Source organism: Amycolatopsis sp. NPDC049868, from assembly GCF_044461365.1.
Classification (GTDB): Bacteria; Actinomycetota; Actinomycetes; order Mycobacteriales; family Pseudonocardiaceae; genus Amycolatopsis.
Window position 1 is genome coordinate 189,424 of sequence record NZ_JBITKV010000008.1, and the last position, 23,566, is coordinate 212,989.

13 protein-coding genes are annotated in these 23,566 nt (G+C 69.1%); 7 read left to right on the top strand and 6 right to left on the bottom strand.

All coding sequences use genetic code 11. The annotated features are described in order from the left end of the window. Window positions 1-9 precede the first annotated feature (9 nt). Genes ACIBTM_RS29985 through ACIBTM_RS30000 form a run of 4 tightly spaced genes read right to left on the bottom strand, consistent with a single transcriptional unit; the run spans window position 10 to window position 12,617 of the window. Window positions 10-2,082, bottom strand: coding sequence for a YrhB domain-containing protein (locus tag ACIBTM_RS29985; protein WP_395880497.1), 2,073 nt, complete (start codon window positions 2,080-2,082; stop codon window positions 10-12). Beyond that, entirely contained in the window at window positions 2,082-11,888 is a 9,807-nt protein-coding gene (locus ACIBTM_RS29990; protein WP_395880498.1) for a toxin glutamine deamidase domain-containing protein, read from the bottom strand. Before ACIBTM_RS29990 ends, ACIBTM_RS29985 begins: the two co-directional genes overlap by 1 nt. 16 nt (window positions 11,889-11,904) lie before the next feature. After that, a complete protein-coding gene (locus ACIBTM_RS29995; protein WP_395880499.1) occupies window positions 11,905-12,249 on the bottom strand; it encodes a hypothetical protein in 345 nt (114 codons plus the stop codon). Beyond that, on the bottom strand, window positions 12,246-12,617 hold the full coding sequence (locus ACIBTM_RS30000; protein WP_395880500.1) for a YbaB/EbfC family nucleoid-associated protein: 372 nt from the start codon (window positions 12,615-12,617) through the stop codon (window positions 12,246-12,248). The genes ACIBTM_RS29995 and ACIBTM_RS30000 overlap by 4 nt, the downstream gene beginning before the upstream one ends. Window positions 12,618-12,735: 118 nt before the next feature. Here ACIBTM_RS30000 and mycP point away from each other — a divergent pair, with 118 nt between their 5' ends. Beyond that, on the top strand, window positions 12,736-14,016 hold the full coding sequence (gene mycP / locus ACIBTM_RS30005; protein WP_395880501.1) for a type VII secretion-associated serine protease mycosin: 1,281 nt from the start codon (window positions 12,736-12,738) through the stop codon (window positions 14,014-14,016). A 612-nt stretch (window positions 14,017-14,628) separates the two neighbouring features. On the opposite strand, the gene ACIBTM_RS30010 is transcribed toward mycP, so the two are convergent. Together ACIBTM_RS30010 and ACIBTM_RS30015 are read right to left on the bottom strand one after the other, a co-directional pair. Then, window positions 14,629-14,940 carry a hypothetical protein gene (locus ACIBTM_RS30010; RefSeq protein ID WP_395880502.1) on the bottom strand — a complete coding sequence of 104 codons (312 nt, stop codon included), beginning with the start codon at window positions 14,938-14,940 and terminating at the stop codon, window positions 14,629-14,631. 4 nt (window positions 14,941-14,944) lie between these two features. After that, complete coding sequence (locus tag ACIBTM_RS30015) at window positions 14,945-15,247, bottom strand: hypothetical protein (protein ID WP_395880503.1); 303 nt, start codon at window positions 15,245-15,247, stop codon at window positions 14,945-14,947. A gap of 140 nt (window positions 15,248-15,387) precedes the next feature. Here ACIBTM_RS30015 and eccCa point away from each other — a divergent pair, with 140 nt between their 5' ends. The 6 genes from eccCa to ACIBTM_RS30045 all read left to right on the top strand — a co-directional run bounded on the left by eccCa (window position 15,388) and on the right by ACIBTM_RS30045 (window position 23,543). After that, complete coding sequence (gene eccCa / locus ACIBTM_RS30020) at window positions 15,388-19,362, top strand: type VII secretion protein EccCa (protein ID WP_395880504.1); 3,975 nt, start codon at window positions 15,388-15,390, stop codon at window positions 19,360-19,362. Window positions 19,363-19,453: 91 nt separating this feature from the next. Continuing rightward, window positions 19,454-19,837 carry a hypothetical protein gene (locus tag ACIBTM_RS30025; protein ID WP_395880505.1) on the top strand — a complete coding sequence of 128 codons (384 nt, stop codon included), beginning with the start codon at window positions 19,454-19,456 and terminating at the stop codon, window positions 19,835-19,837. A gap of 9 nt (window positions 19,838-19,846) precedes the next feature. After that, a complete protein-coding gene (locus ACIBTM_RS30030; RefSeq protein WP_395880506.1) occupies window positions 19,847-21,322 on the top strand; it encodes a hypothetical protein in 1,476 nt (491 codons plus the stop codon). An 11-nt stretch (window positions 21,323-21,333) separates the two neighbouring features. Then, window positions 21,334-21,750, top strand: a complete 417-nt coding sequence (locus ACIBTM_RS30035) for a hypothetical protein (protein WP_395880507.1) — start codon at window positions 21,334-21,336, stop codon at window positions 21,748-21,750. 34 nt (window positions 21,751-21,784) lie between these two features. Further along, window positions 21,785-22,966, top strand: a complete 1,182-nt coding sequence (locus tag ACIBTM_RS30040; RefSeq protein ID WP_395880508.1) for a hypothetical protein — start codon at window positions 21,785-21,787, stop codon at window positions 22,964-22,966. Between the two features lie 184 nt (window positions 22,967-23,150). Beyond that, window positions 23,151-23,543, top strand: coding sequence for a hypothetical protein (locus tag ACIBTM_RS30045; protein ID WP_395880509.1), 393 nt, complete (start codon window positions 23,151-23,153; stop codon window positions 23,541-23,543). The last annotated feature ends 23 nt before the right edge of the window (window positions 23,544-23,566 follow it).

Below are 23,566 nucleotides of genomic sequence, written 5' to 3' on the forward strand. Positions count from 1 at the left end.
CAGCCGCTGTCATAGATCTCGCGGATAGCGCCTCGCCCACTCGTCCGCGGACGGCGGATGCGCGGAGAAGTGCCGGAAGGCGTCGCTCACCACGGTCTCGACCAGATCGCGCGCGGCGAACCGGGCGAGCCAGTTCGGTGGTAGTCCGGGAATCCCGGCTCGCGATCCGGCGACGGCTCCGGCGAGCGCACCGGTGAGCGCGCTGCGGCCGGAGTGGTTGACCGCGGCCAGCATCGTCCGTTGTGGATCGAAGAAATGCCGGAACACCGCGGTCATGGACTGCCCCAGGGTGTCCACAGCGGACGTGTCCGCCGCCGGCACGGGATCGCCGTCGCTGAGGCCGGTGCCGAGGTCCAGCGCGGCGGCCAGCACCCCGGCCACCGGTCCGGTCGTCGTGCCCGAGTCGATCAGCCGCCGCACCAGGATGTGCGGTGGCGCGGGTTCGCGCTGGAACAGCCCGGCGAACAGGCCCGCCACCGCGGAAGCGGCCTCGGCGGTCACTTCGTCGGCGCCATCGCCGGAGACCAGCAGGCGGGCGACGCGCGGGGCCGGGCGACCGCACAGCGCGGCCACGATGCCCGGCACGAGCAAACCGGCGTCGTCACCGGGACCCGGCGCCTCCGGCGGGAGCGCGCGCAGCTCCGGGACCTGGCTGAGCCAGCCGTCTTGTTCGCGCCGCCTGGCCCGTACGCCGACGGTCATCAGCCCGCTCGGCACAGCGCCCTGGTACGGACCGGGGAGCGCTCGCAGCAAGCCCTCCGTACAGAACAGCAACCGTCGGGTGAGCGGGCCGAGCCGGAGAGCCCCGGACGGCCCGCTGATCCCGTTCTCACCGAAGCGCGCCACGATCTCCGCCCAGGTGAGCATGTCCACCGCCGAGCCGAGCGACTCGCCGAGGGCGAACCCGGTGAACGCTCCCGCGACGCGATGCCAGGCGGACTCGCCTTCGTCCGCCGGATGGCGGAAGAACTTGCCGAAGGTCGCCGCGTGCGGGCGGACCCGGCCTGCCTCGTCGTATCCGGCGGCGAGCCCGTTGGCGTGGAGGTCGTCAGGCCAGTGCTGTCCGGCGGGGGCGTCCGGCACGTCGTTGCGCTGTTCCCACGCCCTGCCGAGGACGAACAGCTCGCATTCCCTCTCCGAGAGCTCGAAACCGGCCGACCGTGCCTTGGCGGCCGCTTCCGCGAGTCCGGTGACGGGTCCGGCGAGCCCCAGTTCCCTCCTGATCCGCTCGGCCGCGACCAGCACGGACTCCGAATACTCCGGTGAGACCTCTACTTCCCTGGTGGTGGCCAGGAATTCAGGCCACCGCGGCACGGCGTCCGCCAGTTCGGCCGCGTCGACGGTATCCGACGGGAACGAACCGGGATTGATCGACAAACCGACTCCGGGGAACTCGCGGACGAACGAAAGGACGTCCAGGCGCAACCACTTCTCCGTACCGGGTGGCAACCGCCGCCGCGAACCGAAGACCCGCAGCGCACGCGGTTCTTCCTGCCAGAGCGCCGGAAGCACCTTTTCTGTCCGGAAGTCGAGCGGGAGAAGCACTTCCGAGCACAGGAGACCGGCGAGATACCGCGCGCGGTCGTACCGCTCCGCGGCCAGGTAACCGAGGAGGCGGTCCGTCGGGGTGTCCATGGGCGGGTATCCCAGCCGTTCCGGACCGGGCCGGTAGTCCGGATTGACCCGGATCTCCTCAGTCGCGGAGCCGTCGGGAGCGTATTTGCGCCACGCCATCACCGCGTCGGGCCGGACACCTAGATACGCGACTCCGCTTCGACGGAACTCGGGTTCCAGGATCTCCCGCCAGTCGTCCTCGCCCGCCACCGGTACCGGGCTGCTCGGTCCCGTCCCCTCCCTGCCGGTGTCCGGACGGCGTAATTCCCCGTCCTCACGCACGATCAGCGCCGGTTTCGGAACCAGTGAGGCCAGCCGGTCGCCGCCGTCCAGCGCGCGGATCGTGTCGTAAGGCACGAACCAGCCCTCGGGAACGCGCAGGACGTTCGCGTGATCGACCCGTACCGCGTACTCGCCGCCGGTCCGCAGCCATTCCTCGACCTTCGCGGCCGCTTCCTGCGCCTGCACTAGACACCTCGTTTTCCAGGGAAGGGGAGCAGCAGAATCTGCAAGGGGATCTCCTCCAGCAGCGTCAGCCAGCCCGTCAGCGGGTCGAGGAACACAACTCCGCCCGGATGGTGGGCGACCAGTGCCACATGCGATCCGGTCGTCTTCTTGTCTTTCTGGTAAAGGAAGTTCACCGCTGCCAGCGTCCCGACCGGACGGGCCAGCATGGCCGAGATGACACCGTCGTAGCCGGCGTCGTCGATTTCCGTCCATTGCCCGCCGAGATTGTCCGACACGTAATCCAGCGTGGCGATGTCGTCTTTGAGTTCCACCGGAACCGGCGGTGCGGTCAGGTCTTCACCGAGCAGCCGCCGGACGAAATAGACCACGGACCGCGTGCAGTTGGTGTGGAAGCCGAGTTGGGCGGCCCAGTCCGCGTAGTAGCCGGGATTTGTCTCGGGCAGCTGGGGGAAGTGCTCCATGATGAACGCGACGGCCTCTCTCCAGCGGCCGTCCACAGTGTCCGCGTCCATCGCGGGCAACGAATGGAGCGGCGTCGCGCGGAACAACGCCGAGCCGTCCTCCGGCCCGGATTCCGGGGAGGGCGGGTACCGGTCATAGGCGGGATGCCCGTTGTAACCGAAGTCGGAAGACAATTCCGTCAATGATCGGTAGACGGCGCCGCCGTCTGGAGACGTCGTGACGACCTTTTCTCCCACTACACGAGTTCTCCCCGGTTCAGGCAGGTGTAGGTTCCCGGACGGCGTGTTCACGTCCATGTAGGGCAGCAGGGAGATCTTCGTCGGCCTCAACGGCAATTCCATCAGCGTGCCGTCCAGCGGATCGAGGAAGACGACCCCGTGCCGGTCCCTGCTCACCAGCGCGACATGCTTGTTCTCCGTGCCCTTGGGGGTTTTGGAGTCGACGGCGATCACGGCCATCGCGCCCACCGGCCGGTCCAGCATCGCGGAGATCACGCTGTCATAACTGGTGCCGTGGCTGTGGTCCCACTCGCCGCCGAGCCGGTCGGAGACGTAACCCAGGCTCCCCAGCGCGGCGTCTTCCGGCCGGAGCGGCGGTGCGGTGACGTCTTCGCCGAGACGGCGGCGTTCGTGGTAGACCACCGCCCGCGTGCAGTTCGTCGTGTAACCGCGCTCCGCCGCGTCTTCCCCGTGATAGCCGGGATTGACCTTGTCGAGTTGCGGATGGAACTCATCGAGGTACGCCTTGACCTCCACCGGACGCAGCCGCGCGGTCCCGGCGTGCAGGGCGCTCAGTTCGTGGAGTTGTGTGCTCCTGAACAGTTTCGCGAAATCGTCGGGTCGCCCCAGCCCGACCGGGTTCGCGCTGTTCAGTTCGTCGAGGGTGATCGGGCGCGATCCAGCCGCCGAGCGGAGCATGACCGGCCTTTTCCCGCTCGGCGGGAATTCCGCCCAGCCGTCACCGATCGCGTACCCCTCGACGACCTCCTGGCCGAACGGCAGCACGGTGCCGTCCGGTAGTTCGGTGCGACGGCCCAGCACGTGCAGATCGGCGACCGGGGCCACCACCGGGGCGCCCAGCGCGATGGCGAACCGCCGCGCCCACGTCGCCGAACGACAGGAATGCAGGCGCACCGGCCGCCCCGGTGTGTAGTACTCGCTGCGCAGCGTCGCGGCGGCGAGTTCCTCGGGGCTGGGAAGCGCGCCGTCGTCGTGCACCGTCACCACGTACGGCTGGGCGGGATCCGGCCGGTTGGCGAGCATCGTCCGCAGATGTGCCTTATGCGTCTCCGCCGCGTGCCCGACCGACATTCCCGACGCCGCGTAGTGGACTTCTTGCCCGGTGCTCAGCGCGCGCCGAGCAGGCGGGGGAGCAGTCTCGACGGGTTTCCCCTTCAGCCCGGCGACATCCAGCTTCTTGACGGCGTAGACCGCCTTCTTCAGGTCCTTGTCCGCAGCCTTCAATGCCTTGTCGTAGCCGGTGGACGCGCGTCCACGCGGGGCGCTGAGGAGCCAATAGTGGTGGAGTGCCCAGTGCAGTTCGCCGAGCACTTGGCCGAGCTTCGCGTCCTGACCGGCGGGCTCACGCCATTTCGGCGCGCTTTCGCGCCGGTAGCGGTCGATGATCCGCTCGATCTCGTTGAGCGCGGCGGTGACGTTCCCAGCGCGAGGGTTCGTCCGATGCGTGGCACTGAGCTGGTGATGGCGGGTGATCGCGTGTTTCAATCCGGTCAGCGCGGCTGTGACCTCGTCGGTTGCGGACTCAGGCCATCGCCAGCCCGGCGCGGTCTCCTGCCGGTGCCGGTCGATCGCGTTCCGCAGTTCGGTGACCGCGGCCCGCATCACGGGCGGGGACGGCTCGTGCCGGTTCGGACCCCGGAGACTTTCATAGCGGTCGATGGCCTTGTGCACCGCGGCCTCTTCGCCCATCGAGTGCTCGCCGGGTACGGACGGCTGCCGGTACCGGTGGATGGCCGCGTCCACGGCGTCGAGCGCGGCCCGCATGTCAGCGGTCCGGGGACGTCGCCACGTCGGTGCGCTCCGGTCCAGATAGCGGGCGGCCGCACTGTCCACTTCGGACAGATTCGCGCGGATCGCCTGGACGTGATCGGGTGGTTCGAGGTACCTCGGCCCGCTCTGCTGGTACTCGTGTACGGCGTCGTTCAGCGTGGCGACCGTCGTCTGAACCGGCCCGGCGCCGTTCTCCCCGATGCGGCCGAGATGCGTCACCGCCCGGGCGGCGAGGTCGAGGACACCTGCCAGCAGGCCGAGCCGTTTGGGCAGCGTGGACCAATCGCCGGAGTGGACGGCCAGTCCGAGCCGTTCGGCCATGGCCGAACGGCGGATCTCTTCGAGCGCGGCGAGCGCCCGGTCCCGCACCATCGGATCGTGCCAGCGGTCGCCTTCGATCGGCAGCGGTCCGAGGTCGTCGAACGAGGCCGGCGGCGGTGCCGTCGCCGGCCCGGCCTCGACGTTCCTCGTCAACATTTCCCAGACCTTCGCCAGCAGATCGAGTACATCCGAGCGGCCCGCCCGCGTCGCGTCCTCGGCGATCGACAGAAGGGGATCGGTCAGCCGTTCGGTGAGGAAGTCGGCGAGCGCGGTGGCGTCATGCTCGAAATCCTCCAAGCCTGTCACCGCGTCGGCGTCGGCCTTCTTGTTCCTCGCGGCCAGTTCGACCTGCCGATGCCGCCATTTGTCCCGGCCGACCCAGCCGCCGGTGGCCACCCCGGTCAGCGCCGCGACCGCGTAAGCGACGTCCAGCCCGAGTGCCAGCGCGGTGGCGGCCGAGCCGAAGGCGCCGACGACGGCGAGCGCACGCTGGATGTTCTTGTAGTCGGTCTTCGTCACCGAGCCCGGCCTCTCGGCGGGAATCGGCGACAGCGGGGGCGCGGTCTCCGCCGGGCGTGCCGGAACCGGAGCCGTACTGGCGGGTGGTTTGCCGAACAATCGGCGGAGCAGGCCAGGGCGCGGTGCCACCGCATCGGCCGCCGCGGTACGGGCGGCTTCCAGCGCGGCCACCTGTGAAGCCTGGAGTTCTCGCTCCTTCGCCTGCTCCGCTTCGAACTTGGCCCTTTTGTCGACCGCCGTCCTGGCGACCTTGTTGATCATCTCGATCTTGTCGGCGCGGCTGACCAACGGGATCGCGGGAAGGACGAGCAACGCCTTGGCGATGCCGTAGTCGATCATGGCTTCGTAGAGGGTGACCTTGAACGCCGCGTTCGGGTCGAGGAGTTTCGGCTCGGACGGCGGTACCACCCGCCGTCCGATTTGGACGAGCCCTTCGACGCCCTCGGTCGTGGTGGCGCTCATCGGCAGGCCGGGGTCCACCGGCTCCGGCGCGGGGCCGGGGGCGTCCGGACCGGGGACCGGGCGGCCGCTCAGCGCGCGTACCTGTTCGCGGTAGGCCACGTCCTCGGCGTGTGCGGCCTCGGTCAGGAGCGCGCGGGCGTTGCGCTCGCCCGCCCGGAGTTCGGTGTTCACCTTGGCGCGCGCCCGTTTCCACTGGAGGAGCGGTGCCACGATGGCGGCGACGCCACCGCCGATGGCGAGCCCCCACCGGGCCGACGCCGCCAGGTCCAGCACCGGGGCCGTAGCCACGCCGACCCCGGTCAGCGGTGGGACGCCGTACCGCAGGTAGAAGTGCCGCAGTTTCTGCGTGCCGGAGGAGCTGGGGTCTTTCGGGGCTTTGACCGCGGCCAGGTCCGGGCCGTGGTCTTCGGGTAGTCCCAGCCGTCGCAGATGCAGGCGTAGCCGGTCGGTCGGCATGAAGACCCGCTCGTACTGCCGCAGGGCGTCCAGTTCCTTCCTCCGTGCGGCGATGGCCGCGTCGTCCCCGATCTCGTGACGGCGGGTGAGCAGACCGGCGGTCACCGCGGCGAGGAATGTCGTCAGCGTGTAGGCGATACCGGCCTGAACACTGCCCATGGCGATGAACACCGCGCTCGGGACCGTACCGGGGATGATCGTCCCGCTGAGCTGGGTGACGAGGTTGTCCGAGGTGGTCGGGAGCCCGTGCTGATCGTCGAGCGGACCGAGCCGGCGCCATACCACCGGTGCGACCGGATGGTTCTCCAGTGCGGCCGCCCGGTGCGCGAAATCGCGGTGGTTCGGGTTCAGGCCCAGCTCGTCCAGGAGACCGCTCAGCTCGTCCAGCAGCCGTCGCCGTCGCCACGGGTTCGCCCACGAACGGCCGATCTCCCGGTCGAGAGTGGCGACCCGGCCCAGGCTCTCGTGGTCGGCGGCGGTCAGGGTGGCCGGACCGCTGAGATCGCCGGTCCGGTCGAGGTAGCGCGGGGGGAACGACGGCGCCTGCCCCTCGATCGTGAAGCCGGTCAGCCGTGCTTCGACCTCCGCGCGCCGCCCCGCGGGCATTTTGCCCAGCAGCCGGGGGAGTTTCCGCATCGCGGTGGGCTTCGTCTTGCTCCGCACCTGGGCGACGGTCGCCGCCAGGGTGCCCGCCGCATTCAGCCCGCGGGAGTGGAGGGTCGCGAGCGCGAGCCGTTCGGTCGCGCTCAGTTCCCGCCACACGGTGAAGGGGATTCCCGGCGGTGGCAGCGGCGAAGGCGGCCGTGTGCCCACCGGAACCCCGGATTCGGGCTGCCGGGCGGGGACATCCGGGCCAGGGCGCGGCCGGTCGCCGAGAGTCACCGGACCGGACGGATCCGTGGGTGTGTCCGGCTGCGGCGAAGCCGCCGACGGCGGCATCCCCGGCCCAGGCGGAGTCGGGCGATCGACGGGTCCCGGGGACGGCGCGTCCGGCGGTTCGGGCTCATCCGGTGGCTTGGGCAGGGAGTACCTGGTCGTGAATCCGTGCGGATCGGCCTCGAAGGCTTCGACGACGGGGTTCTGGATCTTCGGGCCGCCCGCCACGGCGTCGCGAATCCGGGCCAGGTCGCGTTCGTGGCTCACCCCGATCGCCATCAGCTGCTGGAACAGTGCCGCTTTGTACGCCGGGGCGAGATCACCGGACTCGATCCGGATCACCTGCTCGAGCTGGTGCAGATCCCGTGCCTTCGGTGACAACCGCGGCAGATCCGATATGTCGCGGCGCAGTTCCGGCGGCACGATCGACTTCTCCGCCTCGGCACGCATCGCCTCGGTCACGAGGATTTCCCCGCTCCGGCCCTGGAATTCATGAGCCACCCGGAACAGGAGGTCGGCCCACAGCCCCGCGGCGCCTTCGCCGACGGGGACGGTAGCCGGATCCTGCAATCCGTGCACCGCGAACTCGTGCAGCATGGTGGTGATGAAATCGGCCATCCCGAGCTGAGGGCGGAGGAACCCGGTACCTGTTTCCGTCATGAACATGCCGTCGAGCGGGTTGTCGACCCTTACCAGGTCTCCGAAGACCTCGTCGATGTCCACACCGGGGAAGCGCCGCTTCAGCGCCGCCATGTCCAGCGGCACCGCGAGAGCGGCGGCCCTGGTGGCGTAGTCCAGTCCAGGCGCACCGAATATCGAGTCGAACCAATGCGCGACGATCGCCTGGGTCACGACGTCGAAGTGGCCCTCCTGGGTGACCGACGGCCGGAGGGTCCGCAGGCGATGGGGGTCCAGCAGATCGAACCGGACGACCTCGCGCCACGCGGGGACGGCGGAATCCGCGTGCGTTCTGGCGTATTCACGCAAGGCTTCGCTGAACGCGCGCAGTTCGTCGAGGACCGGCCGCACGTCGTCGGTCCGGTTCGCCTCGTCGATCGATTCGCGTAGTCCGTCGGCCCGTACGACGAAGTCCGCCCACGCCGCCATACGCCGCTGGAACTCCTCGGGCGGCATCATGCCGTCGGCCACGGCTCGCTCCAGCCGGTCCCGGACCGCCGGTGCCGCGGACCGGATCTGTGCCGGAAGGCTCGATGGCATGGCGGGCATGAGGAACGTCGTCGCGTAAAAGAGCTTCTTGTCGAACGACAACCCGGGATCGGAGAGCAGCTCGAGCAGACCGGCATGGCGCTCCGGGTCGCTCGCCCGCACCTGGTCCAGCTTGGCGCGGAGCTCGGGAAGTTCGGGGGCGTAGTCGTCCATCGCCGCGACTTTCGCCCACTCCTCGGGGGTCAGCTCCTTGTCGCCGGCGATCCCGAACGCCACATTGTCGAGATGCGCTTCACGCGGGTCCTCGCGCGCGGCGGATTCGACCGCGGCGTTCCATTCCTCCCAGGCGGCCTCGGCCTCCGCCCGCTGGGCGCTTCGTTCGATGGCACCGTCGATGTACTCCTGGACACCTTCCGGTTGCGGCCAGGGTGTCTCCCACCGAGGGTCGTACCACTTGTCCCATGGCCGGAACTCGGGGGCGGGCTTCTCTCGCGCCGCCTGGAGCGGATTCGCGGGGATCTCGGGTTCCCTCGGCGGCTCGGGGATCTCCGGTTCCTTGGACAAGACCGGGATTTCGGGATCCGTCGGCAGTTCTGTGATCCTGGCGCCTTCGGGAGTCACCGGGATTTCGGGATCCGTCGGCAGCTCCCGGATCTCCGGTCCCGTGGGCAGCTCCGGGATTTCCGGAACCTCCGGGACTTCCGGGAGCGCCGGAAGCTCGGGCTTCTCCGCGGGCGGGAAGGTCCGCGGGAGGGTGGGCGGCGAAGGATCGGGCGCACGATCGGGCCGGGCAGGCAGCTCTCCCGGAACCGGGCGGACCGGCCAGCCGACCTTCGGCCGCTCGGGGTCGCCGAACCGGGGTGGTTCGGGGTCGCCGAACCGGGGTCGTTCGGGATCGCCGAAGCGGGGTGGTTCGGGGTCGCCGAAGCGGGGTGGTTCGGGGTCGCCGAACCGGGGTGGCTCGGCCCACCCGGGGTTCATACGCGAGGGCACGGCAGGGTCGACCGGCTTTCCCGGACCGGTGACGGGATCCGGGTGAATCTCCACCGGGGTCACCGTCATCGGGCGCAGAGGTTCGGGGGTGCCGTCCGGATGGAGGATGACCGGTTTGTTCGGGATGGGCTGAGCGGTCCGCGGCTCGGGCTTCGGTGCTTCGACCTGGGCTTTGGCCGCGGCGGGCGCGCCGGCCGGTTGCGGAGCCTTTTCAACGGCGGGTGGCCGTGTTTCGAGCGCGACGCCGCCTCGCGCGGCCTCGGCCTGGGCGGCGCCCCCGGAGCCGGACGGCCCTGGCGAAGGCCGATCGGGATTCCCGGTTCCCGTGCCGGATGGACTTTCGTCCCGTGGTCCACCGCCGTCGTCCCCGTGGGCTTTGCGGTACTCGTCCGGAAAGTGCGTCCTGGCGAACTCGTCGAGCCCGAGCCGCCGCGGTGAGTTCCGGACGTTCTCCGGCCCCGGCCGGTCCGGTTCCGGTGTGTCCCGGCGTCCGTGTTCGTCGTTCCGGGAGGGTTTTCCGTCTGGGTTCTTGTCGTTGCTGTGCGGGCGGCCGGTTTCCGGTTCGGGGTGTGCTCCGCGGTTGTGGAGTATTTCGCCCGAACGGAGACCTGTCCGCGGCCGGGCCGTCGTCTCGCCGGGCGTCTCGTGCCCGGTCCGGATGGATTCGGAATGCGCCGCGTGCCGGGACCAGGCCTTGACGACGTGGTCGGGGTAGACGGCGCCTCCGTCCGCCTTTTGCGCTTCCTCGTAGAGCTTTCGCTCCATCCGGGCCAGTTCGCGGTTCTCGTACAGCCGCCTGAGCTCCTCGGCGGACGGCTTGGCCGGCGTCCCGCGTTCCGGCCCGCCCGTGTCGGCCCGTTTCGCCGCGTTCGCCGGGGAATCCCCCACGGTCGTATGCAGCGGCGGCGTGGCCGTGGGCGCCTCCCGGCCCGGCGCGCCCGACGGCGTATCGGCACTCCGGGTGTGCGCGGTCTCGGCCCCATGACTCGACGGCTGACCTTCGGCTCTGGTGGCGGGCGCGTGGTCCGCGGTCGGTGACGGCGTGCCGTCGAGAGCGTCATGTAGTCGTGGCTGTCGCGGTTCCGGGGTTTCGGGGGACGGGTCGTGGCGAGCTGCGGGCGGTTCGGTTGCGGACGGGCCCGGCTCTCGTTTGAGACTCTCGGGACCATCGCCCTTGGCCACCGGAGTCTGGTCGCCGTGCGGGGCCCGAGGTTCGGCTCGCGGGGTCTCACCGGCGAGTCGTTCACCGTGACCGCTGGGTGGCGTCGAGTGCTGCTCCCGCGTCGGTTGGTGCGAGGGCGGATTGCCGTCGCGCGGTGGAGTCGGCTCGGGCCGGACTTCGGGATGCGGCGTCTGCGTGGAGGGTGGTTTGGTGGGGCCGGGTCCGTGCGGTTCGGGGGTGCTGGGGCCGTGCGGGCCCGCGGTGGGAGGCTCCGGGGGACGGTCGTGGATCAAGCGCGCGACTTCGGGGGTGACACTGGGGTGCAGTACGAACTCGTCCCCCTTCGCGATCCTCCGCGCTTTGAGGGTGTCGTCGAGTTTGCCGATGGACTTGAAGACTCCATTGGTCAGAGTGGCCTTCTGGATGCCCTCCCCGAACTTGATGACCTTCGGGGCTTTGAGTCCTCTTCCGGCGAGCTTGACCGCGGCGCCGACACCCCGGGTGGGGCCGAGCAGCCCGGCGACCATGCCGGTGGTGTAACCGAGGGCGTGTAGAGGAGCGTTGTCCCAGTTCTCGTAGTCGACGAAGGCCTTGCCCGCGTCGGCGAGGTACTCGCCCAGCACACCGTTGAGCAGACGGTTGTCGATCTCCATACCGAGACCGCCCGGCAGGGAGTACAACGCCAGCCCGGCGACGAGTTTGTCCATATGACCCCACGCCACCTGGGCGTTGAACACCGACCAGCTGCCGTCCTCGCCGCGGCCGAACAGTCCCGCGAGCGCTTTGACCTGGTCCTTCGCCGACTTCCAGAGTCCACTGAAGACATTGTTGCTGGGGTCCTCGGCTTGTGGGCGAGTGTCCGGGTCCTTGAGCCACCCGGCGTGCTCCTCCACTATCTTGAGGACGTTGGACGCCACCCCCCTGGCGAAGTCCTCCTGGTTGCGCTTCGCCTGGCTCGGCACGCCGAAGCCCATCGCGGTGTACTGCCAGCTCAGATCCTCGACGTAGTCCTTGATCGAGGTTTTGGTGCTCCTGAGGATCGCCCCGTAGTACTGGTACTCGGCGGCCATACCTTGCATCGCGTCGGCGATCTGGCGGAAACCCTCCTTGCCGTTCGCCTTCGCGATGACGCGCTGCATGAACCCGCCTGCCGGGTCCGGCCAGGTACCGCCGGCTCCTCCGGGCGGGTGGATCTTCGCCGCCGCCGAGTCGACGATGTCCATCGAGGCGTTGAACACGTCCTTGGCCTTGGTCCATTGGCCGGACTGGTGTTCGGCGAGCGTTTCACTGTCCGATGGCCATCCCGCGTTCGCGGGCAGCAGTTTGCGGACCGCGTGCCACAGATCGCAGTCGGGTTGCTGGACGTCGCCGTCGGCCATACTCGCCGGACCCCGTTCAGGAAAGCTGGATGAGGATGTCGTTGGCGGCCTCGGCGTCGCGCGCTTCGTAGGCCTTCACCAGTAGCCGGCCGGCCGCGGCGATGTCGCGGTAGAAACGCGGTGCCGAGGGAGCCGCCGTACGGATCGAAGCGTCCGCTTCGCGTGTTCGTTCGTTGAACACGGCGCCGAGCAACTCGTGGCCGAACGTGTTGGGCGCGGCCAGCGTGCCCTCGATACCGGTCCACGAGGTCGAAAGATGAACGCCCTCCGCGTCGAGCACGGTCATCTGCTGGGCGGTGTCGACGGTGTACATGTCGACCACACCGTCGCCGTCCATGCTGACGCCGTCGTCCGCGCTCATCGCTCGCCTCCCGCGATCCGCCGGTCCAGTTCGTGCAGTACGGGGCCGAGGCGGAGATCGGCCTCCTCCGCGGTGACACCGGCGGGGAACAGATCCGAGATGACGCCGAAACCCTCTTCGTGGGCGAGTTCGGCAGCCCGTTGGACGGTCTTCGTGATGGCCTGCGCGAGTCCTGTCGAATCGGGCGTGCGGAAGACCCTCGGGTCGAGGCGCAGCTCCACCAATTCGCCGTAGCCGCCGACGGTCGCGCTGATCAGCTCGTCGTCGGATTCAGCCGTCGCCCGGATCTCCGCCATCCGTCGTTGCTGTTCGCGGAGCCCCTTTTCCGTCCTCGCGTATCCAGCTTTCCTGTCGGCGTGGTCGCCCACCGTGCCTCCTCGATTCGATCCGGTACGAGTGTCGCCGGGGCGAAGGGGCCGTGAGGCGTCGTGACAGGTTGCGGCCACCGCGGCGAGACCCAGGGCCGTCTGCCCGACGATTGCCGGAATGAGACGACTTGCGGCACTCGCGGCGGCCGGCGCGCTGGCCGCGATACATCTGGTCGGCGGGGCCGTTCCGGCGTACGCGGCTCCTCCGGCGGGGGTGTGTCACGATCCCGAACCGGCCCGCGAACGGGTCCAGGTACGTCCATGGGCACAGCAAACCCTGGATCCGCAACGGGTCTGGCCGCGCAGCAGGGGTGCGGGAGTGCTGGTCGCCGTGGTCGATTCGGGTGTCGACGCCGATCATCCCCAGCTGCGCAGACCCGGCAAAGTGCGTACGGGCCGGGACTTCTACCTGCCCGGCGCGTTGCCGGGAAACTTCGACTGCGTCTCCCATGGCACCGGCGTCGCCGGCATCATCGCCGCTGATCCGTTGCCCGGTATCGGTTTCCACGGTCTGGCGCCGGACGCGGAGATACTGCCGGTGCGGATCACCGACCGGGATATCAGCGACCGGGGCGAGTCGCTGCGGATCAACCCGGACGCGGTGGCCGCCGGAATCCGCTACGCGGCCGATCAAGGTGCGCGGGTGATCAATCTGTCGCTGGCGGGTTTCAGCGATTTCCCCGTCATCCGGGCGGCAGTGGCGCACGCCGTGGCCAGGGACGCGGTCGTGGTGGTCGCGGCGGGCAATTCGCAGCAGAACTCACCCGCCGGGCTGCCGTCCTATCCGGCCTCCTACGACGGCGTGCTCGGCGTCGGCGCGGTGGACCGGGCGGGGGCGAGGATGGGCTCTTCCCAGATCGGCCCGTACGTCGGCATCGTCGCGCCTGGCGCCGAAATCTTGACCACGGCCAGGGAAGACGGGCACGCCCAGGTCGACGGCACCAGTTTCGCCGCGCCTTTCGTCGCCGCGACCGCGGCACTGGTGCGCTCGGCGTGGCCGCGGTTGTCCGCCGCGCAGGTGATCCAGCGACTGAAAGCCACGGCCGACCCGGCGCGAGGTGGACTCGGCAGCGACGCCTACGGCGCCGGGCTGGTCGATCCCTACCGTGCGGTGACCGACGGCCTGGATCCGGAGAAACCCGCTGCGATGCCGGCCTACCTGCCGCCGCCACCGGACCTCACGAGGCTGGAGAAGGCCGCGCGAACCGAGGAGACGGGGACGACGGCGAAATGGCTGACCGCCTCCGTGGCCGCCGCGCTGGTGCTGGCCGGGCTGGCGGCGGCGATCATCCCGCGCGGGAACAAGCGCCGCTGGCGGCCGGGCAGAACCGCCTCGATGCCCACCGAGCCGCGAGTGCCGGAACCGCCCGAGCAGGTCTTCCTGATCCCTGAACGCTGACTCGTGTTTCGCGTCGTTAGAACGACCCGGTATTTGCCTACCCATGTCTGAGCGGGGCGAATGTGACGGGTCGTCGAGGGCGCACTCGGGTCTCGGATCTTGATCAACATCGGAGGCTCGTCGCGGCACGGCCGGGTGTGGAGGAATTGGGACGTTGAGCGTCCCGAATCCTCCACACTCGAATCACCTGACCAGCACGAGGGTTGGCATGCCTGGTGGTGACGATGTGGGAATCGGGACGTTGAGTGATGCTGTTGCCTTATTCAAGGCCGGCGAGCGAGCGTTGATCAGGCGCGATGAGACCAAGGGCGGCAGAACCGGTCGCGGGTGTCCATAAAGGACGCGAGGTGCCTGGATGCTTGTCTGTTTGATGTATATATGTGCGGTTTTCGATGGGGGTCAATCGGGCATGAGCAACCCGAAAAGTGTCACCTGTGGACAGTTGGGAAGGAGGCAGGTCACCGTGAAAAGCCCCTCCGTTGCCCACTTGACCAGCGGATAGACGCCCATCCCTCCGCCAGGCGCAAGCAAGGACGGGGGTGGCGTGACGATGGCCCCCTTCCTTGCGCCAGGCGCAAGGAAGGGGGCCATCGTGTACCGCGGAGCGAAGACTCAGACGGTGTTGCCCAACCGGACGATCGACTGGTCGCACGCGTCCTTCAGCCGGTGGACGCCGTTGGACACGGCGCAGCTCATCTGGTCGTGGCCGTCCCACTGCTCGTTGGCGAGCCGCCGGTTGCGGCGATCCGCCTCCATGACGGCTCCGCCGTACAGGCCCTGCGCGCCTTCTTCATTGAACCCTTGCGCGCGGACGTACATGAGATCGGTGGTGTCCCGAGCCGCCGTACCGGTCGCCTTCGTCGTCTGCGCGGCGTCGAGGCTGCTGCTCACGTGACAGGTGACCCTGTCGGTGCTGAAGACCATTTTCCTACCTTCCGTAGTTGAATCCGGCCGATGCTTCCGCGTCGGCGGAGCCGTGCACCTGGAGGCCGTAGTGGATACCGTCGGCGGTATCGGTGTAGTCGGTGCCCACCTTGGTGACCTTCGTGCCGAGAACGCCGTATGCGTCGTTGGCCGCGATGTTCATCCGCCCGCTGTTCATCGCGATCATCGCCTCGGTGGTGCCGTTCAACCGCTGCTGGCCGTCCTGGATCTGGCTGACCGAGTCGTTCATGAACGACACGTGGCGCTGGCCCGCCACCAGATCGAGGTCGACTTCTGGATTCGTCAAGGGGCTCTCCTTCCTTTGCCGGATCGACGATCGATGCCCGTCCTCAACGAAAGTAGGCGGCGTGGAGCCCGTACTCGGGCGGCAGGCATCTTCCTGCCATCGCCGTCCCGACGACCGCGCGGTCACGGACGATTCGGGGTATGTCGACAGTCGTCGTGAAAAGGCCTGCCCGCCGGCCTGCTCCGGACATGCCAGCCGGAGAGCTGCTTCTGCAGCCACCGCCGGAGATCCCGCCGCCGCCGTCGCGGCAGTGGGCGCAGATCCTCATGGTGCTGCCGATGGTGGCCATGATGGCGGCGATGCTGCTGATGTACTCCGGTTCGATCGGCGGGTCCATGCGCTTCGTCGTCTACGGACTGATGGGCGTCGGCATGCTCGGCATGGTCGCCATGGGTTTCCTGCAGGGCGGCGGCCCGAGTAAACGGGAAATGGGTTACGCCAGACGAAAGTACTTGCGGCACCTTTCACAGCACCGGTTGCGGTTGCGCCGCTCGGCCCGCAAACAGCGTGCGGCGATGGAGTACCTGCACCCGGATCCCGTCTCGTTGTGGTCACTCGCCGTCAGCTACCGGCTCTGGGAGCGGCGCAAGGACGACCCCGATTTCGCCGTCGCCCGGATCGCCCGTGGACGGCAACGGCCGGCGCTCACCGTGGTCGCCCCGGACACGAAACCACTGGAGGAGCTCGAACCGCTGTCGGCCTTGGCGCTGCGCCGGTTCGTCACCACCTACGCCACTCTCGACCGGCTCCCGATCGCCATCGCGGTCAACGGTTTCAGCCGGATCCACGCGTGCGGCGATCGCGACGCCGTGCTGGGCATGCTGCGCGCGATGCTGGCCCAGCTGGCCGTCATGCAATCCCCGGACGATCTGCGTGTCGCGGTCTGCGTCGGCGAAGACCGCCGTGTCGACTGGGAATGGGTCAAATGGCTTCCGCACGCCCTGCACCCGGAGCGCACCGACGCACTCGGCCCGCTGCGCCTGGTCGCCGCGACCATCCCCGCGCTGGAGTCGATGCTCGAAGAGGAACTGACCAGGCGGCCGAGGTTCGACCCGGACGCGGGCACCCGCTTGCCCGGCCCTCATCTGGTCGTGGTGCTGGACGGCGGCGCGGTCGCCGGTTCCGATCACCTGATGACCGGTGGCGGCGTCGAAGGAGTGACCGTGGTGGACCTGAGCACCGCGCCGCCCCGGGCCTTCGACCGGGCCACCGTGCTCCTCGACGTCGCCGGGGACGGCGACCTGATCAGCGAGACCGTCGACGGCGCGGTTCCCCTCGGCCGGGCCGATCTGCTCGGCGCGGTGGCCGCCGAAGGCCTCGCCAGGCAGCTCGCCCCGCTGCGGCTGACCGCGGGCCAGCGCGGGGAAGCGCCGATGAGCAGCGAACTCGGCCTCGCCGAGCTGCTGGAATTGGGCGACCCCTTCGACTTCGACCCCGATGACACCTGGGTGCCCCGGCCCAACCGCGACCGGCTCCGGATCAAGCTGGGGATCAGGGAGGACGGGAACCCGATCGAAATCGACCTCAAGGAATCCGCCCAGGACGGGATGGGCCCGCACGGTCTGCTGATCGGCGCGACCGGCTCGGGGAAGTCGGAACTGCTGCGCACGCTCGTACTGGCGCTGGCGGTCACCCATCCGCCGAACTCGCTGAACTTCGCCTTGGTCGACTTCAAGGGGGGCGCCACCTTCAGCAGGCTGGACAACCTCCCGCACACCAGTGCCGTTATCACGAACCTGGCGGACGAACTGCATCTGGTCGACCGGATGACCGATGCGATCAACGGCGAGCTGATCCGCCGTCAGGAACTGCTTCGCGCGGCGGGGAACTTCTCCTCCTTGCGCGACTACGAGAAGGCCAGGGCCGCGGGTGCGCCCTTGCCGGAGGTACCCACGCTGCTGGTGATCTGCGACGAGTTCTCCGAACTGCTCTCGGCCAAACCGGACTTCATCGACATGTTCGTCCAGATCGGCCGCGTCGGGCGGTCGCTCGGGGTGCATCTGCTGCTCGCCTCCCAGCGACTGGACGAGGGCAGGTTGCGCGGTCTCGAAGCGCACCTGTCCTATCGGATCGGGCTGCGCACCTTCTCCGAAATGGACAGTCGCGCGGTACTCGGTGTGCCGGACGCGTTCAAACTGCCGAGGGCTCCTGGCCACGGCTTCGTCAAGGTCGGCACCGAACCGATGGACCGCTTCCGGTCCGCCTATGTGTCCGGCGTGTACCAGCGCTCCACCGGGGTGCCCGCGCCGTCGGCGGGTGCCGAGGCGTTCGCGCTGCACGAGTACACGACCGCTTATCTCGCCCCGGACCTCGACGAGGATCCGCGGGAGAAACCCGCCGCGGACGGCGATCCCGACCAGGCCTCCGGCGAGACCCTGCTGGACATCCTGGTGGACCGGCTGGAAGGGCGGGGGACCCCCGCGCACCAGGTGTGGCTGCCACCGCTGGGCGAGTCGCCGACCCTGGACCAGGTGCTGCCCTCACTGATCGTCCACGCGCAGCGCGGCATGACCTCGAATTCGGCCGAGCTCGCCGGTGCGCTGCGCCCGGTGCTCGGCATCGTGGACCGGCCGTACGAGCAACGGCGCGACCCGCTGGTGCTGGATCTGTCCGGCGGCGCCGGGCATGTGCTGGTGCTCGGGGGACCCCGGTCGGGCAAGAGCACCGCACTGCGCACGATCGTCAGCAGCGTCGCGCTCACCCACACGCCGCGGGAAACGACCTTCTACTGCCTCGATTTCGGTGGTGGCACACTCGCTTCGATCGCGGGTCTGCCCCATGTCGGCGGCGTCTCCGGCCGCCTCGACACGGGCGCGGTCCGGCGCACCATCGCCGAAGTGGCGACCCTGCTCGCTCAACGGGAACGGCTTTTCGCTCAGCACCGGATCGACGGGATGGCCACCTACCGCAAACTCCGGGCCGAAGGCGGATTCGCCGACGACCCGCACGGCGATGTGTTCCTCGTCATCGACGGCTGGCTGACGCTGCGCAACGATTTCATGGATCTCGAGGAGACGGTCAACGACATCATCGCGCGCGGCCTCGCCTTCGGTGTCCATGTCATCGCCGGTGCCACCCGCGCCTTCGATCTGCGGATGAACGTCAGGGATCTGTTCGTCAGCACGCTGGAGCTGAAGATCGGCGATCCGATCGATTCGGTGATCGACCGGCGGGCCGCGATGAGCGTGCCGCCCGATTCGCCGGGCAGGGGCGTCGCGATGAGCGGGCACCAGATGCTGGTCGCGCTGCCGAGGGTGGACGGGGTTTCCGGCACCGAGGATCTGACGACCGGGGTGGCCGCCATGGTCGACGCGGTCGAGAAGGCCTGGCCGGGGCCGTCCGCGCCCTCGGTCCGGCTGCTGCCGGCGGTCCTGCCCTATCTGGAACTACCCGCCACCGACGAGCCGTCGGGATCGGACGCCGGGTTCGCCGTCGGCATCCACGAGCGCGATCTCAGCCCGTTGCGCCTCGATTTCGCCGACGATCCGCATTTCCTGGTGCTGGCGGATATCCGCAGCGGTAAGACCAACTTCCTCCGGGTGCTCGCCAGGCGGATCTGCCAGGCGTACACACCGGAAGAGGCGCAGATCGTCCTCATCGACCACCGCAGGGGGCTGCTCGGCGAGGTCGACGGCGAGTACCTGATCGGCATGGGGGTCAACGACACCCACAGCTCCGAGCTGCTGGCACAGCTGGCCGAAAAGCTCACCGCGCGACTGCCGGGCCCGGACGTCACCACCGAGCAACTGCGCAACCGCAGCTGGTGGACCGGCCCGGAGATCTTCGTGCTCGTCGACGACTACGACATGGTGGCGACGCACAAGGATCACCCGCTGTTCGCGCTCTTCCCGCTGATCGCGCAGGCGTCGGATATCGGCCTGCACGTCGTGCTCGCCCGCCGCAGCGGAGGTGCTGGTCTCGGCCTCGGAGAACCGTTCCTCGCCAGGCTGCGGGACGTCGGCGCGTCCGGGCTGATGATGTCCGGTGACCGGGACGAAGGGCCGCTGCTCGGCGGAATGCGGCCTCAGGTGCTCCCGCCCGGCCGTGGCTGGCTGGTCGACCGGCGTGGCGGCAAGAGCCTGACCCAGGTCGCCTGGCTGCCGCCGAAGGAATGACCGATCGCGTGGCCGCTTCCTGTCGCGGCCCGCTCGCCACGTCGTCGGCGTGGTTGCCTTCTTGAGACGTAACAGATACGAGGAGCAGGACATGGGATCCGGCGAAACCGTCGACGGCGACACCGTGGTGATGATCGAGGCAGCCCAGAGTTTCAACAGCGTCGTGCAGGACGTCCCGAACCTGATGGGCCGTTCCGTCGACGCCGCGTGCGGCGGTGGCCTGCAGGAGTGCGGTCCGCTCGCGCAGGCCGACGCGTATGCGACGAACAACCTGCAGACCTTCGTCCAGAACGTCAGGTACGGCATCGCGGCTTACGGGAAGTTCGCCCAGAGCTCCGGAATCGCCTACCGCGATGCGGACGAAGCGGCCGCGGCGGACCTTCTTCAGCGCTGGCGCGACGACCGGGGGGCGGGGCTCCCGGACATCACGAAGGCGCTCCCCGCATGGGTGCCCGGCACGTCGCAACCGAAGTAGGAGGCTGACATGGGTGGAGGCGTGTGGCCCGACCTCGGGTACACCGTTTTCAGGCTCGACGAGCAGCACGCCAAGATCACGGCCGAACTCCCGCATATCAAGCGACTCCATGCGGCGGCCGATATGTGGAGCGAGGCGGCCACCTGGATAGCGGACAAAGCGGTTTCCTTCAACCAGCAGGTGGAGAACCTCGTTTCGCACTGGCCGGACCGCGCAGGGGACACGTTCCGTGCCATGGCGAAGCGGGACATCGACACCCTGCGCTCCTGGGTACAGACCCCGGACGCGCAGATCCCCGTGACGAGCGGCGTGCCTCTCCCGATGCTGCCGAGCGGGTTCCAAGCACAACTGACCCGTCCCTCGCACGGCATCACGATGTCCAATGTGGTCGAGCGGCTGCGCTCGCTCGCCGGCGACATCCAGCGGACGTTCGACTACGTGGACACCCTGCACCGCGACTATCACGACTTGTTCGACAACAAACCTGGCGTGCAGGCTGAAGACAGGATGGCCGTCGAGAACGACTACCGCGAGAAAGCAGGCACAGCGCTCGACAACCTCGCGCGCCACTACAACGATGTGACCGGCAATGCGCTGCCCGACGCCAGAGGCCTGGCGTGGACCGGGCCGCGCAGCGAAGTGGTCCCGTTGGTGAAATCCGATTCACCCGCCGACACCGGGGTTCCGGGGGATCCGGGTACCACCGGAGGAGACACGGGAGCGCCGAACCCCGGTGAGACCCAGCAACCGAATCCCGGCGAAACACCGGAGACCCCCGAAGAGGAAAAGCCACTCACACTCGCGGAACAGCTGGATCTCGCGTCGCAGGGGCTCGACGTCGCGGGCAAAGCGGTCGACCTGGCGGGGAAGGTCGCGGACCAGCTGCTCGGCTCGGGCGGGACCGGCTCGGCCGGCGTGCCGGATCCGGCCACCGTGCCGAATCCGCTGGACGGCTGGAAACCAGCCGATCTTCCCACGCTGAGTGGCATCCCGGGCGCGGGCGATCCGCTGGGCCTGCCGGGTCTCGCCGGTCTCGACAGCGGTGGCGGCGGGATCGGCGGCGGTCTGGGCGCGGGCGGAATCGGCCCTGGCGGTGCCGTTTCGCCGATGTCCGGTGCCGTTTCACCCCTCGCGGGCGCGGCAGGCTTCGCCGCCGGGACGCCGGGGACCTCGGTGGGGACGGGTTCGGCGGGGATGGGCGGCAGCCCCGGGATGATGCCGATGTATCCGCAGAGCGGCGCGGGTAGAACGGCGGGCGGCGGCGACATCAGGCCGGGAGCCGCCGAGCACGTCAACGCGGTCCGTTCGCGCAAACCCGACGGCGAACCGGGGGTGGCACTCCGGGGCAGGGCGGGAACGCCGCCCCGGCCGCCGGTCGCCAGGCGGCGCCCTGTCGTCGAGGACGACGTCGTGCACGTTCTCGACGAAGACCTGTGGCAAGTGAACCCGGCCACCGATCAACCGAAATACCGCACCGGATACTAGGAGGAGGGCATATGTCCGACGTCGTCGACGGTAACCCCAGTTCGATGTTCGCGTACTCACAGCAACTCAAGGCACCCCCGATACCGGGATCGGTGACCGCGGGCCTCGCCACGCAGGCGAATCTGTCCGGGATGGTCGAGAGCGCGCTGTTGTCGGTTCTGGACGTGGCCGTCACCGCCGAGATCAACGCCTATCTGGGCTATGTCACCGCGGACATGGTCACTTACGGCGCGAAGGTCAAACAAGCGGCCGCGACCTACTCGCTCGCCGACATCACCAGCGCGCTCGATCTGGCCACTTCCGGCGTCAAGCTGGGGAACAAGGTGATCGGCGTCGCGAAACAGGTGACCGGTGCCGGGGGTTCGCAGTCCGGCACCACCGATTCCACCGGGTCCGCCGCTGGCGACGGCTCGGCGCAGACGACCTAAGGAGCCTCTCTTGTTCCCGTATGGCGTACTTCCGATGGAAGTCATTGTCGGGTGTATCTCGCAGACACAGGCCTGTATCCCGGTCCTCACCGAGAAGTCGAGGATGTGGAAGGAGGCGCGTGGCTGGGTCGAGGACGCCAAGGTGGAGTTGCAGACCCGCGCGAACGACCTGGCACCGGACTGGACCGACGACGCGGGCAGGGCGTTCGAGGAGAAGACCAAACTGTCGCTGGCCGATCTGACGCTGTGGGGTCAGCGGATCGACGACTCCCAGGTATCGGAGAAGCTGGCCGAGCTGGCGGCCAGCCTTCCAGGGGCGGAGGCGGTCGTGCTGGGCCTCGCCGCCGAGTACGAGGGCTTCATGCTCACGCTCAACTTCCCGGCGGCGTTCGCGGCGCAGCAGAAGGCGGGCGCGACCCTTTCCACCTTGGGCACCCGCTTCGACATGGCGATGCTCTCCATGTGCACCGCGGCCGGGATCGCGAATCCGGCCGATATCCTGCCCGGTTTCCCCCAGATCACCGGTTCCGCCGCGGACGCGGTGAAGACGGCCGACGCCGCGGTGAACCTGCTCACGGAGGTGCAGAGCCTGACCGAGTCCCTCGGTGTCGGGTCCGGCGGGACCCTGCCGGACTCATCCGGTCTTCTCGACGGTTGGACCGGTTCGGACGTGCCGTCCGCGTCGAATCCCGGTGGGGGCGGGCTGACACTGGCCGGGCTGGCGCCGAGCGCGCTGACTCCCGGTCCTCTCCCGGGCGCTCCGCTGGGCGGGTTGTCCGGTGGCGGGATGCCGCCGTCCGGCCTGGCTTCACTGCCGCCGATGCCGCTGGGGACACTCGGCGCCGCCGGTGGGCCAGGCGGGATTCCGGCGTCCCGGGCGGGCGCGGGAAAGCGTGCCACCAGTCCGATGACCGAGATCCCGCCGGGTGGCACGATCGGTTCCTCGAAGTCCGCGCCCGGCGGCGGGATGATGCCGCCGGGGATGCCGCAGCACGCCGCGGCGACGCAAGGAACGGTGCGACCGGGAGCGGCCGAGCATCCCCACGAGCGGTCCGAGGATCAGCGGCCCGCGCTGGGGACCGACGGTGTGGCTTCGGCACTGCGTGGCAGGGCGGTCGATGCCGAGGGGGCCCGTTTCACCATCCCCGGCCACCGGCGGACCGCCGAGTCGGATACGGGATCGCTGCAGCTGCTGGAGGACGACACCTGGCAGTGAGCTGAGGGAATCCCCGCGCCGACCATGCCACGCTCGCCCCGCTCCTCCTGTTCCATCTTGAGAAGCGATGCCTCACAGGCCACTACACCCAGCACAAGGAAGGGGGCCATCCCCCGGGCCGAACCCGCCCCGGATGTGCCATGCTCGACAGCGCACGAGGCGGCGAAACCGAGAGGTGACGAGGGTGTCCATCTGGGCAGGCGTGATCAATTTCGTCCGGGCGCGGTACGAGGTGCTCGAAGAGCGGGACGGCTGGCTCCGGTTCCGCGTCGACACCGGCGACGGCCGCGGCCAGCAGGTGTCCTTGCACCACTTGCCCGACCACGACGGCGCGGAGTGGGTGGAGATCTCGTCTCCGGTCGGCTGGGCCGACAAGATCGACCTGCGGCGCCTGCTCGAACTGGCGGGCGGTGATTCGGTCGGCGGAGCGGCGGTGGTGGACGGTGTCGCGCTGCTCAAGCACACGATCCCGCTGGTCGACCTGAATCTGGTCAACGAGTTCGAGCATCCGCTGAAGGCCCTCGTCGCGCGTGCCGACACCCTCGAACACGAGCTGACCAAGGCCGACGAGTTCTGATCCGGCCCGTCCTTTCGGGACGG